23 protein-coding genes and 2 pseudogenes are annotated in these 24,088 nt (G+C 37.7%); 12 read left to right on the top strand and 13 right to left on the bottom strand.

Annotation, left to right across the window (positions count from 1 at the left end; genetic code table 11):
- Positions 1-6: 6 nt before the first annotated feature.
- A complete protein-coding gene (locus tag ACT3S9_RS09330) occupies positions 7-888 on the top strand; it encodes an NAD(P)-dependent oxidoreductase (protein ID WP_441834906.1) in 882 nt (293 codons plus the stop codon).
- 75 nt (positions 889-963) lie between these two features.
- Here the strand turns inward: ACT3S9_RS09330 and sbcB are convergent, their stop codons facing one another.
- Positions 964-2,403 carry an exodeoxyribonuclease I gene (gene sbcB / locus ACT3S9_RS09325; protein WP_444750906.1) on the bottom strand — a complete coding sequence of 480 codons (1,440 nt, stop codon included), beginning with the start codon at positions 2,401-2,403 and terminating at the stop codon, positions 964-966.
- A 151-nt stretch (positions 2,404-2,554) separates the two neighbouring features.
- Here sbcB and ACT3S9_RS09320 point away from each other — a divergent pair, with 151 nt between their 5' ends.
- Together ACT3S9_RS09320 and ACT3S9_RS09315 are read left to right on the top strand one after the other, a co-directional pair.
- A complete protein-coding gene (locus tag ACT3S9_RS09320; RefSeq protein WP_444750905.1) occupies positions 2,555-3,721 on the top strand; it encodes a tyrosine-type recombinase/integrase in 1,167 nt (388 codons plus the stop codon).
- A 54-nt stretch (positions 3,722-3,775) separates the two neighbouring features.
- Positions 3,776-4,801 (top strand): hypothetical protein, encoded by a 1,026-nt coding sequence (locus tag ACT3S9_RS09315; protein WP_444750904.1) that lies wholly within the window; start codon positions 3,776-3,778, stop codon positions 4,799-4,801.
- Between the two features lie 85 nt (positions 4,802-4,886).
- Here the strand turns inward: ACT3S9_RS09315 and ACT3S9_RS09310 are convergent, their stop codons facing one another.
- Entirely contained in the window at positions 4,887-5,072 is a 186-nt protein-coding gene (locus tag ACT3S9_RS09310; protein ID WP_444750903.1) for a helix-turn-helix transcriptional regulator, read from the bottom strand.
- 322 nt (positions 5,073-5,394) lie between these two features.
- Between ACT3S9_RS09310 and ACT3S9_RS09305 the strand changes: the two genes are divergently transcribed.
- Complete coding sequence (locus ACT3S9_RS09305; protein ID WP_444750902.1) at positions 5,395-6,024, top strand: recombinase family protein; 630 nt, start codon at positions 5,395-5,397, stop codon at positions 6,022-6,024.
- Between the two features lie 63 nt (positions 6,025-6,087).
- Here the strand turns inward: ACT3S9_RS09305 and ACT3S9_RS09300 are convergent, their stop codons facing one another.
- Positions 6,088-6,561 carry a hypothetical protein gene (locus ACT3S9_RS09300; RefSeq protein ID WP_444750901.1) on the bottom strand — a complete coding sequence of 158 codons (474 nt, stop codon included), beginning with the start codon at positions 6,559-6,561 and terminating at the stop codon, positions 6,088-6,090.
- A gap of 571 nt (positions 6,562-7,132) precedes the next feature.
- On the opposite strand from ACT3S9_RS09300, the gene ACT3S9_RS09295 reads away from it, so the two are divergent.
- From ACT3S9_RS09295 to ACT3S9_RS09280, 4 genes are all read left to right on the top strand, one after another.
- On the top strand, positions 7,133-7,540 hold the full coding sequence (locus ACT3S9_RS09295) for a hypothetical protein (RefSeq protein WP_444750900.1): 408 nt from the start codon (positions 7,133-7,135) through the stop codon (positions 7,538-7,540).
- Between the two features lie 38 nt (positions 7,541-7,578).
- The gene (locus tag ACT3S9_RS09290; RefSeq protein ID WP_444750899.1) at positions 7,579-7,827 is read left to right on the top strand and encodes a hypothetical protein; all 249 of its coding nucleotides are present in this window, start codon (positions 7,579-7,581) and stop codon (positions 7,825-7,827) included.
- Positions 7,828-7,874: 47 nt separating this feature from the next.
- Positions 7,875-9,025 (top strand): IS3 family transposase gene (locus ACT3S9_RS09285; protein WP_086957897.1). Its coding sequence is split into 2 segments (ribosomal slippage): positions 7,875-8,130 and positions 8,130-9,025, totalling 1,152 coding nucleotides; the frame shifts between segments, so codons are not numbered across the junction.
- Positions 9,026-9,029: 4 nt separating this feature from the next.
- Positions 9,030-9,812, top strand: coding sequence for a hypothetical protein (locus ACT3S9_RS09280; protein ID WP_444750898.1), 783 nt, complete (start codon positions 9,030-9,032; stop codon positions 9,810-9,812).
- Between the two features lie 150 nt (positions 9,813-9,962).
- On the opposite strand, the gene ACT3S9_RS09275 is transcribed toward ACT3S9_RS09280, so the two are convergent.
- Positions 9,963-10,832, bottom strand: a complete 870-nt coding sequence (locus ACT3S9_RS09275) for a hypothetical protein (protein ID WP_444750897.1) — start codon at positions 10,830-10,832, stop codon at positions 9,963-9,965.
- Positions 10,833-11,360: 528 nt separating this feature from the next.
- Between ACT3S9_RS09275 and ACT3S9_RS09270 the strand changes: the two genes are divergently transcribed.
- A complete protein-coding gene (locus tag ACT3S9_RS09270) occupies positions 11,361-11,768 on the top strand; it encodes a hypothetical protein (protein ID WP_441834904.1) in 408 nt (135 codons plus the stop codon).
- 168 nt (positions 11,769-11,936) lie between these two features.
- Here the strand turns inward: ACT3S9_RS09270 and ACT3S9_RS09265 are convergent.
- From ACT3S9_RS09265 to ACT3S9_RS09250, 4 genes and pseudogenes are all read right to left on the bottom strand, one after another.
- Positions 11,937-12,050, bottom strand: a pseudogene (locus ACT3S9_RS09265) (IS3 family transposase); the annotation flags it as partial.
- Between the two features lie 41 nt (positions 12,051-12,091).
- Positions 12,092-12,437 (bottom strand): annotated as a pseudogene (locus ACT3S9_RS09260) (IS3 family transposase); the annotation flags it as partial.
- 248 nt (positions 12,438-12,685) lie between these two features.
- Positions 12,686-13,258 (bottom strand): PepSY-associated TM helix domain-containing protein, encoded by a 573-nt coding sequence (locus tag ACT3S9_RS09255; RefSeq protein WP_441834903.1) that lies wholly within the window; start codon positions 13,256-13,258, stop codon positions 12,686-12,688.
- Entirely contained in the window at positions 13,251-13,712 is a 462-nt protein-coding gene (locus ACT3S9_RS09250; protein WP_441834902.1) for a DUF4920 domain-containing protein, read from the bottom strand. The genes ACT3S9_RS09255 and ACT3S9_RS09250 overlap by 8 nt, the downstream gene beginning before the upstream one ends.
- 169 nt (positions 13,713-13,881) lie before the next feature.
- Here ACT3S9_RS09250 and ACT3S9_RS09245 point away from each other — a divergent pair, with 169 nt between their 5' ends.
- On the top strand, positions 13,882-16,110 hold the full coding sequence (locus ACT3S9_RS09245; protein ID WP_441834901.1) for a TonB-dependent receptor domain-containing protein: 2,229 nt from the start codon (positions 13,882-13,884) through the stop codon (positions 16,108-16,110).
- Between the two features lie 164 nt (positions 16,111-16,274).
- Here the strand turns inward: ACT3S9_RS09245 and ACT3S9_RS09240 are convergent, their stop codons facing one another.
- The 3 genes from ACT3S9_RS09240 to ACT3S9_RS09230 all read right to left on the bottom strand — a co-directional run bounded on the left by ACT3S9_RS09240 (position 16,275) and on the right by ACT3S9_RS09230 (position 20,240).
- Positions 16,275-17,276, bottom strand: a complete 1,002-nt coding sequence (locus tag ACT3S9_RS09240; RefSeq protein ID WP_441834900.1) for a LacI family DNA-binding transcriptional regulator — start codon at positions 17,274-17,276, stop codon at positions 16,275-16,277.
- Positions 17,277-17,315: 39 nt separating this feature from the next.
- Entirely contained in the window at positions 17,316-18,842 is a 1,527-nt protein-coding gene (locus ACT3S9_RS09235; protein WP_441834899.1) for an MFS transporter, read from the bottom strand.
- A gap of 69 nt (positions 18,843-18,911) precedes the next feature.
- Positions 18,912-20,240 carry a GH1 family beta-glucosidase gene (locus ACT3S9_RS09230; RefSeq protein ID WP_441992941.1) on the bottom strand — a complete coding sequence of 443 codons (1,329 nt, stop codon included), beginning with the start codon at positions 20,238-20,240 and terminating at the stop codon, positions 18,912-18,914.
- Between the two features lie 310 nt (positions 20,241-20,550).
- On the opposite strand from ACT3S9_RS09230, the gene ACT3S9_RS09225 reads away from it, so the two are divergent.
- The gene (locus ACT3S9_RS09225) at positions 20,551-20,769 is read left to right on the top strand and encodes a hypothetical protein (protein ID WP_441836242.1); all 219 of its coding nucleotides are present in this window, start codon (positions 20,551-20,553) and stop codon (positions 20,767-20,769) included.
- Positions 20,717-20,848: a putative glycoside hydrolase gene (locus tag ACT3S9_RS09220; RefSeq protein WP_441836240.1), complete on the top strand. Its 132-nt coding sequence runs from the start codon at positions 20,717-20,719 to the stop codon at positions 20,846-20,848. Before ACT3S9_RS09225 ends, ACT3S9_RS09220 begins: the two co-directional genes overlap by 53 nt.
- 198 nt (positions 20,849-21,046) lie before the next feature.
- Here the strand turns inward: ACT3S9_RS09220 and ACT3S9_RS09215 are convergent, their stop codons facing one another.
- Together ACT3S9_RS09215 and ACT3S9_RS09210 are read right to left on the bottom strand one after the other, a co-directional pair.
- Positions 21,047-22,540 carry a tryptophan halogenase family protein gene (locus ACT3S9_RS09215; protein ID WP_441836239.1) on the bottom strand — a complete coding sequence of 498 codons (1,494 nt, stop codon included), beginning with the start codon at positions 22,538-22,540 and terminating at the stop codon, positions 21,047-21,049.
- 7 nt (positions 22,541-22,547) lie between these two features.
- Positions 22,548-24,083, bottom strand: a complete 1,536-nt coding sequence (locus ACT3S9_RS09210; protein WP_441836238.1) for a tryptophan halogenase family protein — start codon at positions 24,081-24,083, stop codon at positions 22,548-22,550.
- Between the last annotated feature and the right edge of the window lie 5 nt (positions 24,084-24,088).

The raw sequence follows: 24,088 nt of genomic DNA, 5'->3' as shown, positions 1-24,088 counted from the left end.
ATTTTTATGTCAATCAAAGTTGCGTTTATCGGGTTAGGGGTCATGGGCTACCCAATGGCGGGGCATTTAGCTACTGCAGGCTATCAAGTTTGTGTATATAACCGCACTACAGCTAAGGCGAAAAAATGGGCAGAGAAGTATAATGGCAGTGTGGCCACCACTCCAGCCAGTGCTGCTGAAAACGCTGAAATTGTATTTATGTGTGTAGGTAACGATGATGACTTACGCTCAGTGGTGTATGGCGGAGACGGTGTACTTGCTGGTATGGATGAGGGCACCATTTTAGTTGATCACACTACCACATCTGCCGAAGTTGCGCGTGAAGTATCAGCAAAAGCCGCTGAGCTAGGGGTTGCGTTTATTGACGCGCCAGTATCTGGTGGTCAGGCAGGGGCTGAGAATGGCGTGCTTACGGTAATGGTTGGTGGAGATGAAGCAGCCTTTGCCAAAGTACAACCTGTCATGGCTACATTTAGCCGTTTTAGCCAACTACTCGGTGAAGTCGGCTCTGGTCAGTTATGTAAAATGGTGAATCAAATTTGTATTGCGGGCGTGGTACAGGGATTAGCTGAAGGCTTACACTTTGCTAAACAAGCAGGCCTTGATGGTGAACAAGTCATTGAGACTATCTCTAAAGGTGCAGCTGGTTCATGGCAAATGGAAAACCGTTACAAAACTATGTGGGCCGGTGATTACGATTTTGGTTTTGCCGTTGATTGGATGCGTAAAGACTTAGGTATCGCTCTAGATGAAGCGAAGAATAACGGTGCTACGCTACCAATCACCGCTACGGTTGATCAATACTACGCTGACGTGCAGGCACTTGGTGGCGGACGCTACGATACATCAAGTTTGCTAGCGCGTATCGAAGCCCTTCATAAAAAATAGTGTTTACTCTTTAGCAAAAAGCCGCAATTAACTTTACTTGCGGCTTGAACTCTTGCTTATCACCTGTTCTGCAAACTACATACTCTGCGCGTAGTTATACAATGCTTTAAGAATGGTTAAATCCTTTTCGCTATCGTCATGTTCATGAGCCAGATTTTCAAGCGTGATCATAAAGTCCTGTGCGCTGATCGAAGGCTGATCTTCACCATGCATCAATTTATTTTGACAATACTCACGCCATGTTGCTAATTCGTCTTGGCTAAGGTGTTGCGGCCAATTACGAGCTCTGTATTTAAACAATAAGCTATCGAACTTTTTATCTTCAAAATCAAGTTTAAGAGTTGCTAATTGTTCCGGGTCGGCATCACGAATAATGGCAAACTTAGCTTTATCAGCGTTGCTGGTAAAGCCGTCATAAAGCATGTAATCGGTATTGGTGGTTTTGCCGTAATCAGGTTTGTCGTTAAATACTTCAGTGACTTTATCGCGAAGTGCAGGGTTCGCTTTTAAAATCGCGAGATTTTTTAAGCATTGTTCACGGCCAATACCCAAGCGTGCTGCGTTTTCGGGGAGTAGTGTTTTAGCTGGGGCTAAAATAGGGCACTTATTTAAATGCACGAGTTTTAAACCCACTGGTAACTCATCTTCGCCTAATTCACTGTGTTTTGTGTAAAGGCGTGTTCGTAATTCCTCTACGGTTAAATCAAGCAATACTTGCGGGTTTTCAGTTAAATTAAAACATATCACTGCATTTTTATTTATGGGATGAAAGCTCATTGGCGCAATCCAGCTAGTACAACCCTGTACTGCTGGAATACGTGACGACGTATGCACAAGTGGTGTCATGTTAAATACATCAATTAGTTCTGCTAGTGCTTTTTTACCGCGTAAGCTAAAAAAGAACTTATACAGCTTTGGCTGCTTTTCTTTTATGAGCTTTGCAAGGGCAATGGTTGCGGTTACATCGCTCAACGCATCATGCGCCGCAGCATGCTCAATACCATTGGCAACAGTTAAATGTTCTAGCTTAAAGCTTGGGCTGCCGTCTTCTTTTAATGGCCACTCCATACCTTCGGGGCGCAGCGCGTAACAAGCACGTACTAAATCGATAATATCCCAGCGGCTATTATTGTTTTTATATTCGCGCTCGTACGGGTCATAAAAGTTACGGTAAAAGCTATAACGGCTTACCTCGTCATCAAAACGGATGCTGTTATAACCTGCTACACAGGTGTTTGGTACACTAAATTCTGCATGGATTTTGGCAATAAACTCAGCTTCTACTAGACCTTTTTTCATCGCTACTTGGGGGGTAATGCCGGTGATCAAACAGGCCTCTGGATGAGGTAAATAATCAGCCACCGGTTTACAGTATTCAATTAGCGGGTCACCAATAATATTTAAATCAAGATCGGTACGAATACCCGCAAACTGGCTCGGCTTATCTTTTTGCGGGCTCGCTCCCCAGGTTTCGTAATCGTGCCAGTAGATTGTTGGTTGTTCGTTATAGTTCATGTATAACCACCTTTGTTATTTTAAATTCTTTTAAAACAGGTAGTTGAGGTGGTATTTGTTCACTTTCGTTCATATTTATTCAGCTTTATATTTCCTTGTTCAACTAACAATGTGTACACTAATGTGTATATATTCTATAGGTGTGTACATTATGGCATTGTCAGATACAAAACTCAGAAGTCTTTTAAATAAACCCTTTGATAGCATTAGGGTATTTAAAGATCGTGATTCTATGAGTGTAAGGGTATCACCTAAAGGTAAGATTGTCTTTCAGTACAGGTATAGGTTTGAAGGTAAACAGAGGCGTTATGATATGGGTGTTTATCCTGCATTGTCTTTGAGCGATGCTAGAAAGCTTGTGCCAACGCTTAGGGATATAGTTTCTAGTGGGTGTGATATAAAAGAATATTATTCAAAAGATGCAATAGAAAACACAAAACCATCATTAGATGAGTGTATTGATCTATTTATGGATAAGTATGTTTGTAAGCTCAGAGCCAGCACTCAAAGCGTTTATAATTACAGTTTGGGTAGACACGCTAAAGGAAAGGTTAAAGCGCCTGTAGAAGATGTCACAAAGCCTGAGTGGTATCGTTTTTTTGATGAAGTCGAAAAGAATTCAACGGGCTATGTTGCTCAAACGTTGGTTAAGCAACTCAAAACTTGCTTGAGGTTTTGTTCTGATAGGGGGTTTATTAATAAACATTCCTTGAATGATATAGCTACTAAGTCTGTTGGTCATACCTCCGGTATAAAAGACCGTACTCCAAGCATAGTTGAAATAAAGCAAATACTTAGAGAAATAGAAAGGTCTCAATGCTTAGTATCAACTAAAAATACAGTTAAGTTTATTGTATTGACTGGTGCCAGATGCGGTGAGGTAAGAAAAATGGAATTGTCTGATGTTGATTTTGAAAATAAGCTTTGGACACTGCCAGCTGATAAAAGCAAAACGAATATAAAAATAATAAGGCCCCTAGCGCCTCAAGCAATAACCATACTAAAAGAGCAGGTTGAATTGTTTTCTGAATTTTCGAGGTTTGTTTTTCCTTCTGCTACTTACCAAAATGCAATTAGCTCACAAACTATAAATAAATTCTGTAGAGCTGTTAGGGATAGAATGAATTTAGAGTCATGGACTGTACACGATTTCAGGCGTTCCATATCAACTATCTTGGTCGATAAGGGGGTTGAACCTTATATCGCAGAAAAGTTATTAGGGCATAGTCTGGGTAGTGTCTTTTCGATTTACAATAAAAGTAACTTTATTACTGAACAGCTTTCAGCTTATACTAAATGGGAAAAACTGATATTGTAAAGTTACATTTTTATGTGTATGTTGGTTTTCTAAAAATTAAATTGAAGGGATTTTATGTATAAATTATTAGTATTCACTATTTCAATATCAGCCACCACTATTTTATCTGGATGTGGAACCACATCTGACAAAAGTAAATTACAACAAGATAAAATGAAAACTACCTCACAATTTGTTTATTCCCCAAAAGGTAGAGAAGAGTTCGTGTTTAACGAAAATAATGGGAATCAGAATTTTAGAAACTTCTGCAAGAAAGAACGCATTTGTTCAAGAACTTTAAATTTCGAAAAATATAAAGGAATGAGAGGTTATTTTAAAGTTGAAGAGCCAGTTGTCGAGGGGAACTGGTTATACTGGCCTGTTGTTTTAGAAAATGGTGAAGAGTACTTTTACATGGCTTATAAAGAAAAGTATATTAGTATCTCTGGCGTTATACCATTAAAAGAGTATCAAGCATCTCAAAATTTTAAAGCAATACCGTTGGTGCCAAACTCTGAAACTATGCTTGTTTCTTTTAAGAATAGTCATGGAGTGAGATGGTACAAAACAAATACAGGTAAGGAGTTATCACAAAAAAAAGTTGATATATTAAATGAAATCAACAGTAAATTTAATGCAAAACCAGAGCTGATTGAAAGTTTAATTGATATGAGAGTTGATAAAGATGAGTTTGAAAATACTTATACAATTAAAGCTAGTAAAGAGATAGGTTTTGCTGCAAATAATTATAGTCTAACTTTAGAAATTGATAGTAAAGGTAGTCTTGATTTAACTGCTGCTATAATTTACACAGGACGGAGTTGGTTGTTTGCTAACAATTATAAAATTGCCGCGGATGATTACAGGTGGGAATCGGAGAATGTTGCGTTCACTCGTGAAAATAAAGGCGGAAAAGTTTGGGAGTTCGCAGTAATGACAGAGGATAGAAATATAATCATGCTGTCTCAAAAACTTGCTAATGCTGATAAATCAACAATAAGAATTCTTGGAGATAAAGGTAAGTATGATTTGATCTTGAACTCAGTACAAAAAAATAATATCAAAGAAGTGTACAATCTATATGAGGCTTTTAAATTGTAGATTTTTATCATCTATATGCTAGTAGGTATAAATCTATTAGCATATAAATATCTCTTACTACCTACTGTTATATTCTTTTTATTTACTAATATCCACTGTCTGAATTCTTTGCTTCCCAATTTATCAAGTCACTTACTGACCAGCGTGGGCTACAATTTTTAGGCGTAACGGGATTTGGAAAACTACCACTTTTTCTTATTTTAAAAAATGTAGTTCGGCTAAAGCCATAACGCTCTAAAATGAGGTTTATTGATAGATAATTTTTAGACATAATTGCCCCCCTTTTAAACTTGTTAGTTTGAAATGGAGGCGCTCATCAATCTAAAATTAAAGAAAGGGGCGCTCAGCCTGTTAGTTTGTAAATAAATTACTCTAATAACAGTATACGAATTAAAATTAAAGTCAACGTTTTTGTAAAGCTAATATAAATATCCCAAGCCTGCTTTCTCAAAACACTATAAACTTTATAAGAATCATAAAAAGATAAATCCCCACGTTAAGACATTATCAAAACTAATTTATTAAATAGGTTTTGATTAATTATCAAAAGATATGTATATTTTAAGTCTAAATGATAATTAAGGTTTAAAAACATGGCTACCAGAATCTATCTAAGAGCTTCAACAAAAGAGCAAAATGCAGAACGTGCAAAAGAGCTGCTAACAGCCAAGGCTGCGGATTTAGGTCTTATAGGTATTACTTACTATATTGAAAATGTAAGCGGTACAAAGCTCAATAGGCCTGAGTTAAATAAATTGTTAGACGAATCAAAGCAGGATGATGTAATACTAGTTGAATCAGTTGATCGCTTATCGCGTTTATCACAAGCTGATTTTGATACTCTAAAGACGAAGCTAAAGGAAAAAGGGCTTAAATTGATAGTTGCTGATTTACCTACAACTTATCAAAGTAATGACGGTTCTATAGCTGGGCAGGTGCTAGATTGCATCAATAACATGCTAGTAGACCTAATGGCTACAATGGCAAGGCTAGATCAAGAAAAGAGGGTTGAAAGGATTAAACAAGGGCAGGAAAAAGCTAAGCAACTAGCATTATCTAAAGGTATTGAATTAAATAAAGGCGGTAGACCTAAGAATATAGAATTAAGAACCAAGGTAAAAGGCTATATGGAAAGAGGGTTTAAAGCCAAAGAAATAGCAAATCAATGTGACTGTGGTTTAGCTACTGTTTACAGAACAATTAAAGAGATTAATGCCAGTTAATTGAACTAAAGTTCTAAAATTCACTATTTGGATACCCCCCTAATAGACCCCTCTTTTTTTAGGCTACCCCCTAAATTTCTCAGGGTTGTACTCGTTAGGTTTATAAACTAACAGCTGTAATTCTTTTCCATTATTTAACCATTTACATTTTAGCCAGTGTTCGTATAAATGCTTAATAGCTTCATCAGTAAGCTGTATAACGGGTGAAGCTTTAAAGCTTGGAAATCCCTGTTTTTTTCTACTAAACCCTGCTCGAGTTTCAATTAAATAAGGGTAAATTAAAGCTAATTGGTCAGTCATCTTTTTGATTGTTTTAACTGTAAAATAAGAAGTACTGGTTAGTGCGATTGATTCACGATCCCGAATTAGAGTACATAGTAAATATTTTAAACCTTGAAGTGTTCTGTACTGAGTTTTGGGGTATTGTTTTTTGTATTCGTTGATCATTTGGTTCGCAATTTCAACCCTGACGTTTTCCCTTATTCCTTCTTCGAAATAATCATCTTTAAGATTACCTCGCATAGAACTATTAAACAAACCTAATATTAATAATGATGAGTACGTGGTAATAGTAAGTATTATCTTAAGTGGGGTCTATATCACTCCGTGAACTATCATGTTCAATACGTCATAACCTATCTCGTTTCACTCAATAGTTTATAACTAGCATTTCCATGATAGTACAATTTCAATTAAATCTTATGACTTAAAGAAAGCTGGTGGGTTTTGGGGAAACTTAAAGGGAAGTGTAAACTTGAAAAGTGCTAGTATGATCAGCTTAAGTATTTACAGTAATTATGCAGTTGTTTACTAATTAACTCAAAGGTTCCGCTTTTTAGTTAGGATATAAGGGCGCTAGCTAGACTGTAAGCTTGCATAAAGCACACTGCAGTGCTACCCCAAAGGGTATGAATTTAAATTGATTTAAAGCCCGCTCAAAGCGTTAATACGAACACCACATATTAACCTTGTACCACACTTATTTTTGAGATGAAAATAGTAGGGTTCTTTTAGAGTAGTATTATAATTAAAAATTAAGTACATTGGTAAATAAAGTGAGTAGAAAACTTACTTTGTTATTGGTTAATACCTTATTAATGGCAAATAAATGAATAGATTCTTTTTAACAGTAGTACCCATCCTTTTTATTATCCTACTTTTTAATCCAATTAACAGTCCATATAATGATTGGGTTAATAAAACTCCAGAAGATAAAGCTAATGAAGAAGCAAAGGAAGCCGCACAAAAGAGAGAGATTAACCGTAAAGGATTCCATTGTTTAAGTAGCTGGGACGGCTCTCACCCAGCTGTAAAGAAATATGTAAAGAAAAACATGCGTGATCCAGATAGTTTTGAGCATATAGAAACGCGAATTACACCTGTGACCGAAGGTGGTACGCATCAATTGGTCATGAAATATCGCGCTAAAAATGGGTTTGGCGGCATGACAGTCAGCAGTGCAATTGCAACCATATATAATGCTTCCTGCAAAGCAACAATTAAATCAATCGAGTAAGACACATATTTTTAAAATTTAAATAATAGGGATGTTATATGAATAACACTGTTAAAAGCTTTGCAATTACTATCGTTTGTTTTTCTCTTGCGGCTTGCTACAAGTCATCTGAAGGGGAAGGGATTCAAAAAGTACGGTTAACTAAGTCACATCCAACCAAGTATGAAATTGCAGCTACTCTAAAACCGTCTAAATATCTTACGGAGATGAAGGTAATTCTTGAAGATAATCAACTGAGAGACATTCGTAGCTATGATGGTTTAGGTGAGTTTGATCTGAACCAATAGTTTTGGACACCTCATTAAGTGAGTAAACTAACTCATAGAGGTGAAACATGACAACTAAGACCAAACGTAAATCCTATTCAGAAGAATTCAAAGAAGAAGCACTAAAGCTGGCGAGTAAAGTAGGTTTTGCTCAAGCTGCCAGAGAATTAAGTGTCGCAGAGTCCCAGCTTTACTATTGGCGAACTGCTGCTCTGAAAAAGGCATCTACATCAGATAGAGAAAGTACGTTAGCTACCGAGAATGCTCGTTTGAAACGCCAACTAGCGGTGCAAGCAGAGGAGCTAGACATATTAAAAAAAGCCGCCACCTACTTCGCGAAAAATCAAAAATAACACGATTTGAATTTATGCAAAGCTACCGAAGCACATTCAGCGTTATCAGAATGGCTAAGGTACTTTGTGTATCGCCAAGTGGGTTTTATGCATGGATAAAATCATGTGAGCACGTGTGTAAGCGCAAACAACAACAGCAAATGTTAGATACTCAGGTCAAAGCCGTATTTGTTGACAGTAAAGAGCGAGACGGTGCGAGACGTATCCAAGTCGAGCTGGCGGAGCAAGGGAATAAACATGATGTAAAAACCATCAACAGAAGCATGGGACGTCAGGGTTTAGTAGCTAAAGCAGCTCGTAAATTCAAGTCGACCACCGACAGTAAACACAATTTACCTGTGGCCCCTAATTTACTTGAGCAGAACTTTACCGCCGATAAGCCCAACCAAAAATGGGCAGGTGATATCACGTATCTAATGACCAGCGAAGGATGGCTTTACCTCGCTGTGATTATCGACCTGTACTCGCGCTCAGTGATTGGTTGGTCAATGAGTACACGCATGACATCATCTTTGGTGTGTGACGCCCTGCAAATGGCTATCTGGCGCCGAGGTAGACCTAAAGATGTCATTGTACATAGTGATAGAGGCAGCCAATATGCTTCCCATGCTTATCGTGATTTATTAAGCGAACATCATTTAATGCAAAGTATGAGTCGTAAAGGCAACTGCTGGGATAATGCGTGTGTGGAAAGCTTCTTCCATTCACTCAAGGTCGAAGCCATCCAATATGAGCCTATTATGAACCGAGAAACCATGAGGCAGCATGTATTTGAATATATAGAAATTGATTACAACAAAAAGAGAAGGCATAGTGCGTTAGGCTATTTAAGCCCCGAGAAATTTGAACAACTAAATGTCGCTTAACGAAGTGTCCACTAATGATGGTTCAGATCAGTTTATTTGTAATAAACATACTAGACAAAATGCTAGGAAAAATTTTCAATGCGATTTATCTTTTACTAACGTGGAGGGATCTAAAAACTTTGAGATACCTAGGATACTAACCGACCATACGAATTATTATAATAATATTGCTGCTGTTTATTACGGTAATAGTAAAGAGACAATGTACTCATGCCATTACATAAAAGGTATTACAGAAAATAATTGTATAATGGACATGGGTAGAGATTTACTTATTGCTGCAGGAGAATTAAAGCCTTTTAACTTTGACTCTATCAATGTAATTTCGAGAGGTAAGCTAATTGATCAAAGTTATACTGGCAATATTAACCTTTTAAAGCATGCAGCACTAAAAGATAAAATGACGGACAATATTGAAATTCCAGAAATGTATTCAATGATGATAGGAACGATTTACTCTGATATTAAAGCTACTTGTTTAGTTGGCACACCTCCCATTATCAGATTTAACAAAGCTCTCTCTGATAAATATGAAATGCCACAACGACTACTTTATCGAGTTGATAAAGCAGATGCTGTTGTATTAAAACAAAGTATAGATAGTTATTTAGTTACAAAAGATGATATTGAGGATAATGAAATTATACTATCTCCAGAAGAAACCACAGAATTTATTAATGAAATTAAAAATGGTAATAAGCTGACTATTGGCAGGCAAGCACAAAGAGAGATACCTCTAAGGGATCTGACTAGACTATGGGTAAAGCTAGAAAATTTCTGCAAATAGTGGGAGAACTATAATCCATACTCACTTAATCAGTAATGCTATAGCTGCTCCTATAGCAAGTTGAGTTAAATCAAAACCACCAGCTCAATATTTAAATAGATTGATGGCACAATAAAGTATGATTCCCAGTATTATTATATAGTGATAATTTCACTTTTTTTGTGTCATTTTTCTGTTGTAACGAGATAAGAAGCTTCTCAATTGATCACTTGTAATACTTTTATCAATCATGAATTTTTGTCTGTTTACAATATCAAAAATCTCCCTTGGCTTATACCCATTAGATGATAAGCCTAAAGCAACGGAATGCCATGCATGTTTAGCCCCTTCTGGAAAAGGGGTTTTATTATACTCACTCACAATTAAATTTTCGTGAAGTTGCTTAAATTCTAACTCTAACTTTTCAAAATCACTTTGTCTTATTGCGAAGTTTCTATACTGAATTAATTTATTGATAAACTCATTAACTTTAGTTTGAGTTCCATTAAGCTTAATGTTGGCACTTAAGAGTTTGAATACTAAAGACGAGCTTTTACATTCAAAATATGAAGATAATGATTTATCTTCTTTAATCATTTTTAGTACATTGTCAAAGTTATAGTTAGTATGCTTATATGCCTTATCAATATTTTCAGCTGTCATTGTTATATCAGGTTGATTGAGGAAGCACTCTTTGAGCTGGTCAGTCTTTTTACCGTGTAAAATTGCTAGCTTAGATAGCAGTAATAGATCGTGTTCATTAAAGTACTCATCGTTAATTACCTTTTTAAAAGTATTTTCTAAGGCAAACTTATTTCTTACTTCTTTAACATAGCTTTCATACTCAGCAACAGTCTTATCTGGGTAACATCTTTTAAAGTGTGTCTCAGCTTCAGTTATTGCCTTTTCAAACCCCTTTATATAGGAGTGCTTAGATTTATATTGGTGAGGTTTACTTATTTTCTGCCCTTGTAAAGGTGATTCATCATCACATTCAAACTCTTCATAAGGATCATCATTATTCGCATTATTTAGTATCATTTCATTTACTCCTTGTAATTACCATACAACTTTAGCTATGTGTACATAAGTGTGTGCATAAAGTTGTTTTTTCTGCTGTGTCCCTTATTAAATAGATGGGTAGTCTAATCGTGCCAGTAGATAGTTGCTTGATTTTGCTCTTGATAAGCCATTTAAAAAACCTTTAAGTTAGCTTGAAGCGGCCTATATACCGCCAAGTTACTAAATTTATGAATTATTAAGATTATGGCACACAGGTGGAGGAGTTTATAGGTGTGAATTTGCAAATTATGAGGGCTCATTCGTATTTAAAAACCTTACTCAGGATTTAGCTTAATGACGGTAATCTAGGGTCGTCAGTTTTCAAGTTAACTCGGCCTATGAGTTAACTTGCTAAAGAGTCGCGAGTAGAAATAGTTATTAGACTAAAGTCTATAGGTTAATTTTATTCATCTATCAGGTTTGTTTTTATCGTTTGTCGAAGTTGGGTTAATTCTCTAAAGTTTAGTTGTCGGCAACAAATACGACTAACCAAATAGGAATTTAATCATGACTAGTACACTTATCAAAACCATTGCACTTAGCTCTCTTTTAACTTGCTCAGCGGCTGTTATGGCTGATCAAAGTGATTACAAGTTAATGGTTATAGAAACAGCGACAGCGCCACAGCCTCTGGAGCAGTCATTCAAAAGTTGCGCATTGAATGTTAAATCAAAAAATTATGCGCAAGCAGAAGAGATTTGCAGCCAAGCGATTGGATTATTAAAGACAAGTAAATGGCGTAAACTAAACGTCCGTGAGCTTACATCATTTGCACTGAGCAACCGAGGCGTATCTCGCTTGATGGCTAAAAATGACGCTGGTGGCATTGCTGATTTATATGAAGCATCACAGATTTCAGACAATACATTTGTATCGCATAACCTTACACGCGCCAAGGAAAACCTTTCTTTATAAGTGTTTTTATAAAGTAGCACTAGTTTAAAAACAGCCCACGTTAAGTCACTTAACGTGGGCTGTTTGCGTTTTAGTACTTTAAAGTTGGTATATTGATGTTTGGATTAGGTGAAAATGAAGGAAATGAATCAGTTGTCTATTGCGATGGTCAGCTTTGTTGTGTCCTGGTTAAGCCGCATAAGACACATTTATTGTGGACTGTTCGAACTCAATTGGAGAGCAGTCACCATTTGATGTATGCAGCCTGATCTGATTGTAATATCTGATATAAGCTTCTACATCACCTTTAAATTGAGCTTACCCATCAATCAAGTTACTTTGTCACGACCAACTTCAAAGCCTTCTTTACTCAGCTTTTTCATTAGCTGGCGAGATCCTAAACTTTGACGACTTTCTTTAAATAAAGCTTTCGTGCGTCGATATAACATTAGCTCAGACTCACTGATAACTTTCGCTGGACGATTGCGCCAAGCATAATAACCACTTCGACTAACATTCATGACTTCGCACTGCTTTTTTACAGGAAAAATGCCTTCGTTCTGTTTAATAAAGTTAAACTTTACTTCATTTCTCTTGCGAAGAAGGCACTGGCCTTTTTTAATATTTCTTTTTCCATACGAAGTTTTTATTTTCTTTACGAAGTTTCATTAACTCACTACGCTCATCATCAGCTAAAATCGCTCCTGATTGCTTATCTTCAAAGTGTGAGCGAAATTATCACTCAGTGCTCGCTTTAGCATTTACTGTAATTTGGCTACCAACATGGGCTGATTAATATATGTACTACAAAGATCAACAGCCCCTAAACAAAAGCATTATTTGAATCTAATTAATTTATAATGACAATCACTCTTACTTTTTTGTTGTGATGTAAAGCACTCTTAACCATTTTCAGATATTAAATTCTGTATTAAGTATTATATGTATATGTAGAGTGCGGGTAGAGTAATACCAATGATTACCAATAGTGACTTTATACCCCAAGGACTGTGTTTCCCTTTAATCATAAACAACCCACTCAGCGCCAAAAAAATAAGTAATGCAGCAAAGGTATCTGAAAAAATCACCCAAGACGTTTTTGTTTCGTTTAGGTGCAAGCGATTAAATGCCTGAAACACATGTCGTGGAGCAATATGCTCATAAATTATTTGCTGCTCTTTTAGATTAAATGACAGGTTACTCCCATTATTAAAAAACACTTTAAATTGTGTTGGTGATGCCCAATATGATGCTTTAACTTTTTCATCCAATTGGCTTGTTGTAAGCACTTGACTTATAAGCTGTTCATCGTTGTTAAGTGTCCAGTTTTGAGTTGGTACAGGAATTACTTTTTGTTCAACATGGTAATTAGGGTTCCAATCATTCTTGTGATTCACAGCAATGCCAGATACCGCAAATATAATCACTAAGCCAACACAAAAGTAACCCACATCACGATGCAAGCTTCGGTTTAGTTTATGCCAGTAAATTTTTCTTTTTGTGTTACTCAAAAATCTCTACACCTGTAGGTATAAGTTGATAGATTGCCATTGGCTCAGTCACTGTGTTTTCATCAAATTCGTTACCAGCTTGTTGCGCCCTGTGTGCTAACAAAGCTTTAGTGCGGGTCAAGTTAAGCTGGATTTTATTGAGTTTTCCAGTCGCTATTGCTTCACTGCCTTTGGCTGTCATCGGGAATACCATATCGCCATCGTTCACTTTTATCTGCAGGTTTTCAAAGCGTTTATCTGAGGCTATCGTCATCCAGCAACCACGCTTTTCACATACACCTACCACAGTGCCTTCAATCGTTATTTTTTGGTCAAGGTAATTATCAGGTGTTGCCATTAAAGTAGAAATTTTTAGTAGATTAACGTTATTAACAGGTTCGCCAAATTGCTCTGCCTTGGCTGAAGATAATCCTATTGTTGCAAGAACTAAAATTAAGAGTTTGTAAGAATTCATCTCATATTCCTTTATATTAAGTAAGATCAATTAAATTAAAAATAAGTTACAGGCAAATAATCTGTTTTTAGTATAAGCGTAAGTATTTAGTTATTGCAATTCCAAATATTAAAACCTAAAATCACCACTCAAACCTAAATGGTAATGATTTTTATTAAGGATTGATGATATGAAATTTACGTATGCTTTTCTATGTGTTGGTGCAGCACTTTCTAATTTTTCTACCTTCGCAAGCACCATTGAGTTAAACAAAGAAGACCAAACAATAGAAAAAATTGAGGTTTTAGGTCACAAATTATCAGCGTTAAATCAAGATGTAGCAGGTTCAGTATCGGTATTATCAAAAGAACAAATAGAAAGACAGCAAGCAGCTGACCTTAACCAGATACTTAAAACTCTACCTGGGGTTGAGTTATTTGGTGGTGTAACACCGTTATCAGGACAACCCTCTATTCGAGGCTTATATGGCGAACGTATTTATATATCAGTAGATGATGTAAAGCGTAAAATTGATTCAGATGGCAGTCAAAACATAGCGCAAATTAATTCATTAGGCGTAAACCCAGATCAATTAAAGCAAATTCAAGTATTGCGAGGAGCTGATTCATTAACGGTAGGCTCTGGCGCTATTGGTGGGAGTATTCGCTTAGTGACCAAGGATGCGAGTGATTATTTAGGAGATGAACAAGGTTTTGGCACTCGATTCTCAGTGACACATCAATCTGTTTCAGACTCGAATGACTTTAATGCTGATTTATTCTATTTAAATGATGTGAGCGATACTGTGTTTTCACTCGGGCAAGTTGAATATGATGATATTGATGTTGTTGCTAAGGAAGGCACGACTGAAGACGAAAAAATTCAGCAAGTTAGCAAAATACAGAATAAATCAAAACGACAAAATGCGACCCTAAAAAATACCTGGTATTTTAACCCGCATCATAGTCTTAAAACTAAGCTAGATTACAGTAAAACTGAATCGGTTGATCAACCTTATGGTCAGCGACTTGATTTAGCAATTGCATATCCCACACTGGCTGAAGATTACAAAAATGACTATCTCGAAGGCATGCTTAAATACACCTATCAGGGAGAAAGCGATTACGTTGATTTAGATGTACAAGCTTTTTATTCTAAAAAAACGTACGATAAGATCAGCAAAGGCTACATTGAGCAAGGTACTAATAAAATTATTTATGACAGTAATAGTGAAGGAGAAAGTTCGCGCAAGGGTGTCCGGTTCGCAAACTTATCGGCCTTTGAAGGTGCTATCAAACATAAACTTGCTGTAGAACTTCAATATGATGCTGAGAGTTTTAATCAAACTCAGTGGCAAGATCAGCAACAATCAACATACTACGGCAATAGCGATGCACAAAACTGGTCATTATCCTTGATTGATCAAAGTAAGTTCTTTGATGAGCGTTTACTCATCACCGCCGGGCTTAGATTTGATGCGTATGATCGGGAAAGTGAGTACTTTGATCAGTTTGATAGCAATAGTGATAACGAGTTATCAAGCGAGCTTGGTCTTACGTTTAAAGTAACTGACTATTTTAATTTATATATAAAAAGTGCTGAAGCATTTCGGGCACCGTCGCTGCAAGAACTTTATAAGCAAGATGAATGGCGCTGTCATATCGGCGGCAAAATTTGCTATAGCGAACCACAGCCAGATCTTAAAGCAGAAGACTCAGATAACCTTGAAATGGGCTTTGGTTTAAGTTGGCAAAACCTGCCTTATGCAGATAGCTTGAGCCTCAAAGCGATTTACTTTAATAACGAAATCAATAATTACATTGATAACGTACCATTTATGTATTATCTCGATGCTGACGGCGAGAAACAACTTGGTTCACCAGGGCCAAAACCTGCCAATGGTATACCAGTTGCCACTCACCGCGATTATAGTGCTAAGAATATTGGTAAGTTATTAAGTCATGGTATTGAAATAGAAGCGCAGTATACTTTCCAATCACTGGATATGTATTTAGGATATTCAACGATTAACATGGATGTTGAAGGTATGCCTAACTTTTTCTTAGGAACCATTGATTACACGCAACAACCTTATGCGGAAGCACCTGCGGATAAAATAACTTGGAATACTAACTACCAGTTCACAGAGCAATTTAACCTAGGCCTGCAAATGTTGCATTACCGCGAGCAAAGACGTTTAAGCGATACGTACTTAGAATACGGTTACGGCACAAGTACATACACTGTTTATAACTTGAATGCTAAATACCAAGCCACTGGCAGTTTAGACGGTTTCATAGTGAGGTTGGGTGTCGATAATCTAACAGATAAGCGCTACCTAAGAGCGCCAGCAACAGAAGCAAGCGATCCAGCGGAGCTTGGCCGCAATTATAAAGTCTCGTTAAGTTATCAGTTTTAATTTTTATAGTATTGACATAACAGGTTCATAAAATATGAGTCTGTTATTTTTGTCATGGCTGACAACCAACAGGCAATCCAAGCTTATAAAAAGTTAGGGTTTAAATTCGCAGATTATCCAGAAGTTATGGAGGTCAATAATTGTTTGTATATGGTAAAAGCTAGTTAATTAATATCAGGAGTTGAGTCCCTAGCGATGAGTGTTGGCTGGAAAATGCGGTTGATTGTAATACTAGCGTGTTTATAAATGTCTTTTAAAACTAGATTAGCAGCCATTTTACCCATCTCTGGCACCGGGTTATCGATAGTTGTTAGTGTAGGATATAAATAGTTGGCAAATATAACGTTATCGTAGCCCATTACGGCGAGATCTTTGGGAATATTATAACCATGTTCACGAGCACATTTCATAGCGCCTGATGCCATTTCGTCATTTGCACATACTAGCGCTGAAAACTTTGTTTTAGCATTCATAAAGTGCTTTAGCCCATCTTGGCCTCCTGTTTCTTTAAAATCACCTATAAAAAATAGTTGCTCGTTAAATGGAATATTAAACTCAGCTAAGGCTTTTTTATGCCCAGTGAGTCGGTCTGAAGCATCGACTTTAAATTGCGGGCCTGCTATGTAGGCAATATTTTTATGACCTTTGTTGATCATATGCTTAGTTGCTAAGTAACCGCCCATAATATTATCTAAGCTTATGCAGTTATCTTTAATTTCTTCTACATAACGGCTCATTAAGTAAATAGGCACTTTACCTTTACTAAGCTCTATTAAATAGTCGTTTGATACAGCTTCAACGTGGGCGATAATTGCATCGCAATTGCGGCTAATTAAAAACTCAAAACCGTTTCTTTCTTTGTTTTCATCACTGTGGCCGGGCGTAATTATTACATGCTTTCCCGCTGCACGAAGTTGTTCTTCAATAGCTGACATCATTTGGCCAAAAAATGGCCCGTCAAGCTCAGACACTAAAATCCCGACACTGTTAGTACAGTTAGATGCTAAAGAGCGGGCAATAGAGCTTGGTTGATAGCCAAGCTCTGCCATTGCATCAAGTACCTTTTTTTTGGTCTTTTTACTTACGTAGTCGTTGTCGTTCATTACCCGTGAAACGGTTGATAAAGAAACGCCTGCAAGTTCTGATACTTGATATATAGTCGCCATTAATTTCCTGCACTAGCTTATTGTTTTAACTATTGTAATTTACACATTACTGCGTCTAATTGCCAAGTCTTCTGTAATTTTGTGCAACATTTTTGGCGTAAGTGGGTAAATTAGCATTAAAGCTGCACCTAAAAATGCAAATGCAGCCGGGATCCAACTCATTAATAGCTGCATACCAGGTAATGATTGCGATATAGTCGTTTCATCCATACCGTTATAGCCATAGCCTGCTAATACAACCAACACTAATGCCCCAGCAAATCCGCCACCTGTTTTTTGTACAAAAGTGCCAGCTGAGTAAATTAAGCCCGTAGCGCGGCGTTTATTTTTCCATTCAGAGTAATCTGCAGAATCACCTAGCATACTAAAAAATAATGTTGGCATCATGGCTGCAAAAAATTCCGCGGCGCAGCCAAAGGTAAATACAGCAATAATATTATCGCTCGGTACCCAGTAAAAGGCAGTTGTTAGTAAACCGCTCAATACTAGGGATACAATAAATAAATTACGTTTCCCCATAATTTCTGCAAGCTTGCCTGTGGCCAGTGCGCCAAAAATTGACACAATTAATAACGCGACAAAATATTGTCCGGCCATGAGTTCGTTAGCAACATGATATTTAAAGTAATAAGCAATTACGCCATATTTTATGCCATTAAACATCATGGTTAAAAAGCCAATGCCGAGTAAAATTAACCAAGGCTTATTGGTTAGCAAGTCAACCATATCACGCTGCGAACCAGTTAGCTTTTGGTGATCTTTATTGAGTAATTTTTTTATAACAAAGGTCATGGCTACCATAATTAGCGCAAAGAACAATCCACTGTATATATCGCGATAGTAAAAAAATAGAGTGGTAGCAAGCAGGGGTAAAATAATGAAAGGTAAGTTTTTAGTTAAGTCTTTTAGCTCCGATTTTAGGCAGCCTTCATTGGTTACTTGTGGTGCTACACGTTCTTTGGTTGTTATAAAAGTAATGGCCATAAGCGCAATCAGTAATGCGGCAAATAAATACATAGTTAATTGATAGCCTTTAGCATTGTCACCACCGCCAAAGTAGGCAACTAACTCAGGTAAAAACCCCATTACTAGGAGGCCACCTGCAAATGCGCCGGCAAAACGAAAGCTAGAGAGTTTAGTCCGTTCAGTGTCATCAGGGGTCATTACGCCCATTAAGGCAGAGTAGGGCACATTACTTACGGTGTATGCTAAGGTTAAACCAATATAAGTGACATAGGCGTATATTAACTTATTGGTTTCACTAAAGTTAGGAGTGGTAAAACACAGCACCATGAACAACCCTAAAAATGGCGCAGACCAAAGTATCCAAGGTCTAAACTTACCAAAGCGGGTGTTGGTTCTATCTGCAATCATACCCATTATTATATCGGTTACACCGTCAGATAATCTCACTACTAGAAATAACATGGCAGCGGCCGCTGCTGAGATACCAAAAGTATCGGTATAAAATACAGCTAAGTAGGCAAGTGCGCCGCGCCAAACTAGGTTGGCACCGGCATCGCCCATGGCATAGCCTATTTTTTCGTATAAAGGAATTTTATTCACTGTGTGTTTCTTATTGTTGTTTTAAAGTTTACTAGTCGAGGTTGTCGACTAGTAATTATCGTTTAATAATTACCGATTAGTAATTAAATTGCTATACGCATGGCCACTGGCTTTAACTGTACGTTGTTGAGTTTGATAATCAACATATACAATGCCAAAACGTTTTAAATAGCCTTCAGCCCATTCAAAATTATCCATTAAGCTCCAAGCAAAATAACCATGTACGATTACACCTTGCTCGGTGGCATTGTGAACTGCGTTTAAATGTTGTTGATAATAGCTAATACGGTCTAAATCGTTTACTTCGCCGTTATTAATCGTATCGGCTATGGCCGCACCATTTTCAGTGATATAAACAGGTGGTAAAGTATATTTTTTATTTAACGATACTAATAAATCAGTTAAGGCTTGTGGGTAAATTTCCCAGCCAATATCTGTTAATGGACCTTGGTGAGGACGTTCATCGTAAAAGTCATCATCGCTTGCTTGATAATGCAAGCGCGTATAAAAATTAACGCCTAAGTAATCTAAAGGTTGAGCAATAATTTCCATATCCCCAGGGTGAATATCAGGGCGTTGCTCAGGTGGTAACTGGTCGATTATATCAGGGTATTTACCTTCCATTACTGGGCGCATATACCACTGGTTAATATAATCATCAGCAAAAGCTGTGGCTTTTAAGTCTGCTTCACTTTGGGTTACTGGGTAGCAAGGTGTAAAGTTAAGTACAATACCGTTTAATGTATCTGGGCTATTTTTAGCGAGTGCTTGCATCGCGAGGCCATGGCCTAGTAATAAGTGATGAGCCGCTTTTCGACCAAATTCACGACCAACAATACCAGGGGCATGCACACCAATTTCGTAACCTAAATAAGCGCTGCAAAATGGTTCGTTTAATGTTGCGTAAGAGTGAACTCGCTCACCAAATGCTTGGCTAATTAAGTCCGCATACTTTGCATATTCATAGGCTGTGTTTCGATTAAGCCAGCCACCTTCATCTTCTAAGTATTGTGGTAAATCCCAGTGATAAAGCGTGACAAAGGCTTTGATGTTTCGACGTTTTAACTCATCTAAAATATCGGTATAAAACTTAACACCTATCGGATTTAAAGTACCATCTTGCTTCATTACTCGAGGCCAAGAAATCGATAAGCGGTACGCATCAACACCTAAGGAGTCTATTAATTCAATATCTTGTGGCCACCGTGTGTAATGGTCGCAGGCAACTAATCCATCTGAGTTATCGGCTATTTTGCCAGGCGTTGAGCAAAAGGTGTCCCATATACAGGGTAGGCGATCATTTGCGCCACCTTCAATTTGAAAAGATGCTGTGGCAACACCAAAAGTGAAGTCTTTGCTAAGAAGTGGCGAGTTAGCGGGTAATGATAATTTTTTCATTAATAGAAAGCCTCTGCTTTTTTATTGTCAGTAAATTTGGTATTAATTCTAGCTTTAAAAGTGCATGCTTTTGGAAGCGCTTCCATGTTTGATTTTATTAATGCTCAGCTATGGTATTTAATGCTTTTAAGGAAGCGCTTCCATATTCAGGTTAGTGGCTATTTCTTAGCAGGTCAATAGTTAAATTAAGATTAGAATAAATACTTGCTTTGAATATCAAAAATAAAAACGTGGCGCAAATGATTCAGCCAGAAATCCGCGATATAACCGTTGAAGAGCTGCGTAAATTTAATGGTGTACTGACTAACCCATGGTGACGGTTTTAAAGTTAAGCGATCAACAGTTACAAGTAGCCAGTAATCGTGTGGAGTTTGCAGGTATTGAGTATCGAAGTGAAGATAAAGTGGCTTACATTGAAGCAAACTCGGCCCTAAGTTTTGATTATAAAGTAAATGGCATGCCAAGCTCAGTACTTAATGTTGCAATATGTTGCAACGACTTGTATGCAAGATTGTGGTGGGCGTGTTGATATTAGCGCTGAACTTAAAAGAGTTGCGTTTAATACATGGCAAGCTCTAAACATAGACTTGCTTTGCCAGAGTTGTTAGCCTATTTTTTATATAAAACGCTGCTAAAATTTCTGTGTTAGTGACGAATATCAATTTTGTTTCAGAGGGGAAGAAACAATCAACGATTATCTGTCCAGATGATTGATTTGTTCAGTAGTTAAGTAAACACAGTGATGTGTGTAGTTTTTTGTTGGGTTTTTCAAAGCCCTTTAAGTGTTTAAAGGGCTTTTTTTATGATCACTCGTTTGCAGGGCAATATTGTTGTAAGAAGGTTTTATGCATTGGTAGTTGTGCCACACGCTGAGTAATTTGTTGTTTAATACTGCTTAAAAAGCGGCTTAGTTCATCATCACTCATTAGGCTGGCAATTAAATGGTGTTGCTTAGGTTTGATACCTTGGCCTAGCATTACTTGCACCCATGAGTCGACTCGAAATATATCGCCGTCATCTAAAAATACCCGGCCGGTTTCTTTAAACAAGCTAATTTTATGGGCTAGCGTCTCTGGTACTTCCATGCTTTTACAGTGACGCCAAAATTCGCTGTCAGAGCGTTCAGTGACTTTGTAATGCAGCACGATAAAGTCACGGATATTTTCGATCTCACTTTTTAGTTGCTTATTGTATTCACTGATCGCTTGCTCAGTAATGCCATTAAACGGAAATAGTCGCATAAAACGAATGACCCCGGACATAATTAAGTGGATACTAGTCGATTCAAGCGGCTCTACAAAGCCACTGGCAAGGCCCAGTGCTAAACAGTTTTTATTCCAGCCTTTACGGCGCCGACCTGTTTTAAATTTTATGACTTTAGGCTCAGTTAAGGTTTTACCTTGAATGTTCTCAAGAAGTAATTGCTTAGCGTCTTCGTCAGCTAAATAGCGGCTACAATACACTAAGCCGTTGCCTACACGTTGCTGCAGCGGAATTTGCCATTGCCAACCGGCTTCATGCGCAATTGCACGGGTATAGGGTGTGATGTTGTCATTTACAGCTTTAGTTTGTACTGCAATTGCGCTATCGCACGGTAGTAAGTGTGACCAATCTTCGTAACCTGTATGTAAGGCTTGCTCAATAAGTAGGCCTCGAAAACCAGTACAATCAATAAAAAAATCCCCGTCAATAGTGCTGTTATCGCCAAGAGTTAGGCTTTGTATATAACCTGACTCGGTACATTTGTTTACGCGGGTGATTTTTCCTTCAAGGCGTTTCACCCCTAAGTTTTCTGAAAATTCACGTAAGAATAACGCATAGCGGCTTGCATCCATATGAAACGCATAGTTGATAGGGTTTTGTTGATTAAAGGCAAATTTACCTTGCTTAGCGGCTTGTAGCTCATAACAGTATTCGCCAAACTCAGATTCTAATCCTAAGGATAAACTCTGTAGCCAAAAGTGGTGAAACTCGCCAGCCCAGCACTCTTTCCCTGTCATGCCAAATGAGTGAATATAGTCGGTGTTTTTTTGACCCCAATTTTCGAAGCTAATTCCTAGCTTAAAGCTTGCTTGCGTGGCCTTCATAAAGGCTTGTTCGTTTATGCCAAGTAATTTATGAAAAGTGCGAATAGGTGGGATAGTGGCTTCACCTACACCAACCGTTGCTATTTCGTCAGACTCAATCAAGGTTATGTTGATATTATTACCAACGAGCTTAGTCAACGCTGCTGCTGCCATCCAGCCTGCTGTTCCGCCGCCAGCGATCACCACATTTTTTATTTGTTTAGTGTGTGCCATTGTCTGGTTAAACCTTATTGTTTAAGAGTTGATTTAATAACGTGCGATTGCTTGGTAGTCCTTTTAGGTACTTGGCAATTTTTTCACGATTTTGTTGGTAAAAATAATGCCCGGCCTTTGGGTTGTTAAAAGTGCTTTCTACTTCCGTATTTTGTGTATTAAAGCCCATACCATATAGCACGTATTGATAACTTGCTGAGGGAAATATTTCTTCATTTTGAACGAGATCAAATCTGCTAGGTGGCTGATACTGCCAAATAGTCATTAGCTCTGCTAAGTTACTTGGGATACTTGCGGGGCTTTTTATATCGCGCCAGTATTGGCTATCATCACGTTCACTTAAAATATAATGTAACTTTAAAAAGTCGATTACGCGTTGCCAACGATAACGAAAGCGTTTATTAAATCGAGTCGCTAACATGTCCATATGAATACGGTTTTGTGGCAGTTGCTCGCTCAACATACTGATTGACAGTTCGACCATAGCAAGAGCTGATGCTTCGAGTGGCTCTATAAAACCTTGTGACATTCCGACGGCAAGGCAGTTTTTAAGCCAAAATTGTTTTCGGTAACCGGGGTTAAAGCTAAGCTTACGAGTTTGTAGTTGCTTGGCGGTTTGTTTTCCAATAGATTGCACAGCATAACGTTTTAAGACGTTTATAGCTGTTTGCTCGTCACAGTATTTATCGCAATAGGTATAACCAATACCGCGACGGCTCGGTAGACCAATATCCCAAATCCAACCGTTAGTTTGCGCGGTTGATAACGTGGCCGATGCAATTTCTTGTTGATCGTTCGCGTAGGGGACATGTGCGGCAATTGCGCTGTTATTAAATAGGATGTGATCTTGAGTAAGAAACTCAGCCTTATAATGCTCGCCTATTAGACGTGCTCTCGCTCCAGAGCAATCAATAAATAAGTCACCGTGTATTTCACCGTGAGTGGTAGTACTGAGTGACTGAATATAATCATCACTGTCATTTTTTACATCAAGTACATCATCAATAATATGCTTAACGCCCAGTTTTTCTACGCAGTGCTCTTTTAAAAATGTAGCGAACTTTCCTGCATCAAGGTGATAGCCATAATTAGTAACAGCGGCGTATTCTGGTGTGTGTAACTGTTTAGGCGCAAGAGCCGCTTGGCAAACAAAGCTTTGCATATTAACTGCATCGGCGTACTTTTGTGCTGATGCATTTTTTTGCCAGTAAGCATGTAAATTTGTTTCTAGGTAGCCATCAGGGGTCATAAATGGGTGGTAGTAGTTTTCGCCGCTGTCTAAATTACGCCAGTTAATAAACTTAGAACCTTGTTTAAATGAAGCGTCACAATAGCGTAAAAAATCACGCTCTTTAATCCCAATACGTTTGAGGGTGTTACGCATTGACGGCCAAGTGCCTTCTCCTACGCCTGATATGGCAATATTTGAAGACTCAATTAAGGTGATGTGTTTACTTGGATGCTCAGCAGCTAATAAACCTGCGCTTAGCCATCCTGCGGCGCCACCTCCTAATACTATAATATGTTGCATTTCATTGCTCATTGTAT

The sequence above is a fragment of the Pseudoalteromonas sp. AOP31-A2-14 genome, assembly GCF_052378035.1.
In the GTDB taxonomy this organism is placed as follows: domain Bacteria; phylum Pseudomonadota; class Gammaproteobacteria; order Enterobacterales; family Alteromonadaceae; genus Pseudoalteromonas.
The sequence above is the reverse complement of the archived record's forward strand: the minus strand, read 5'-3'. Positions and strand labels throughout refer to the sequence as shown.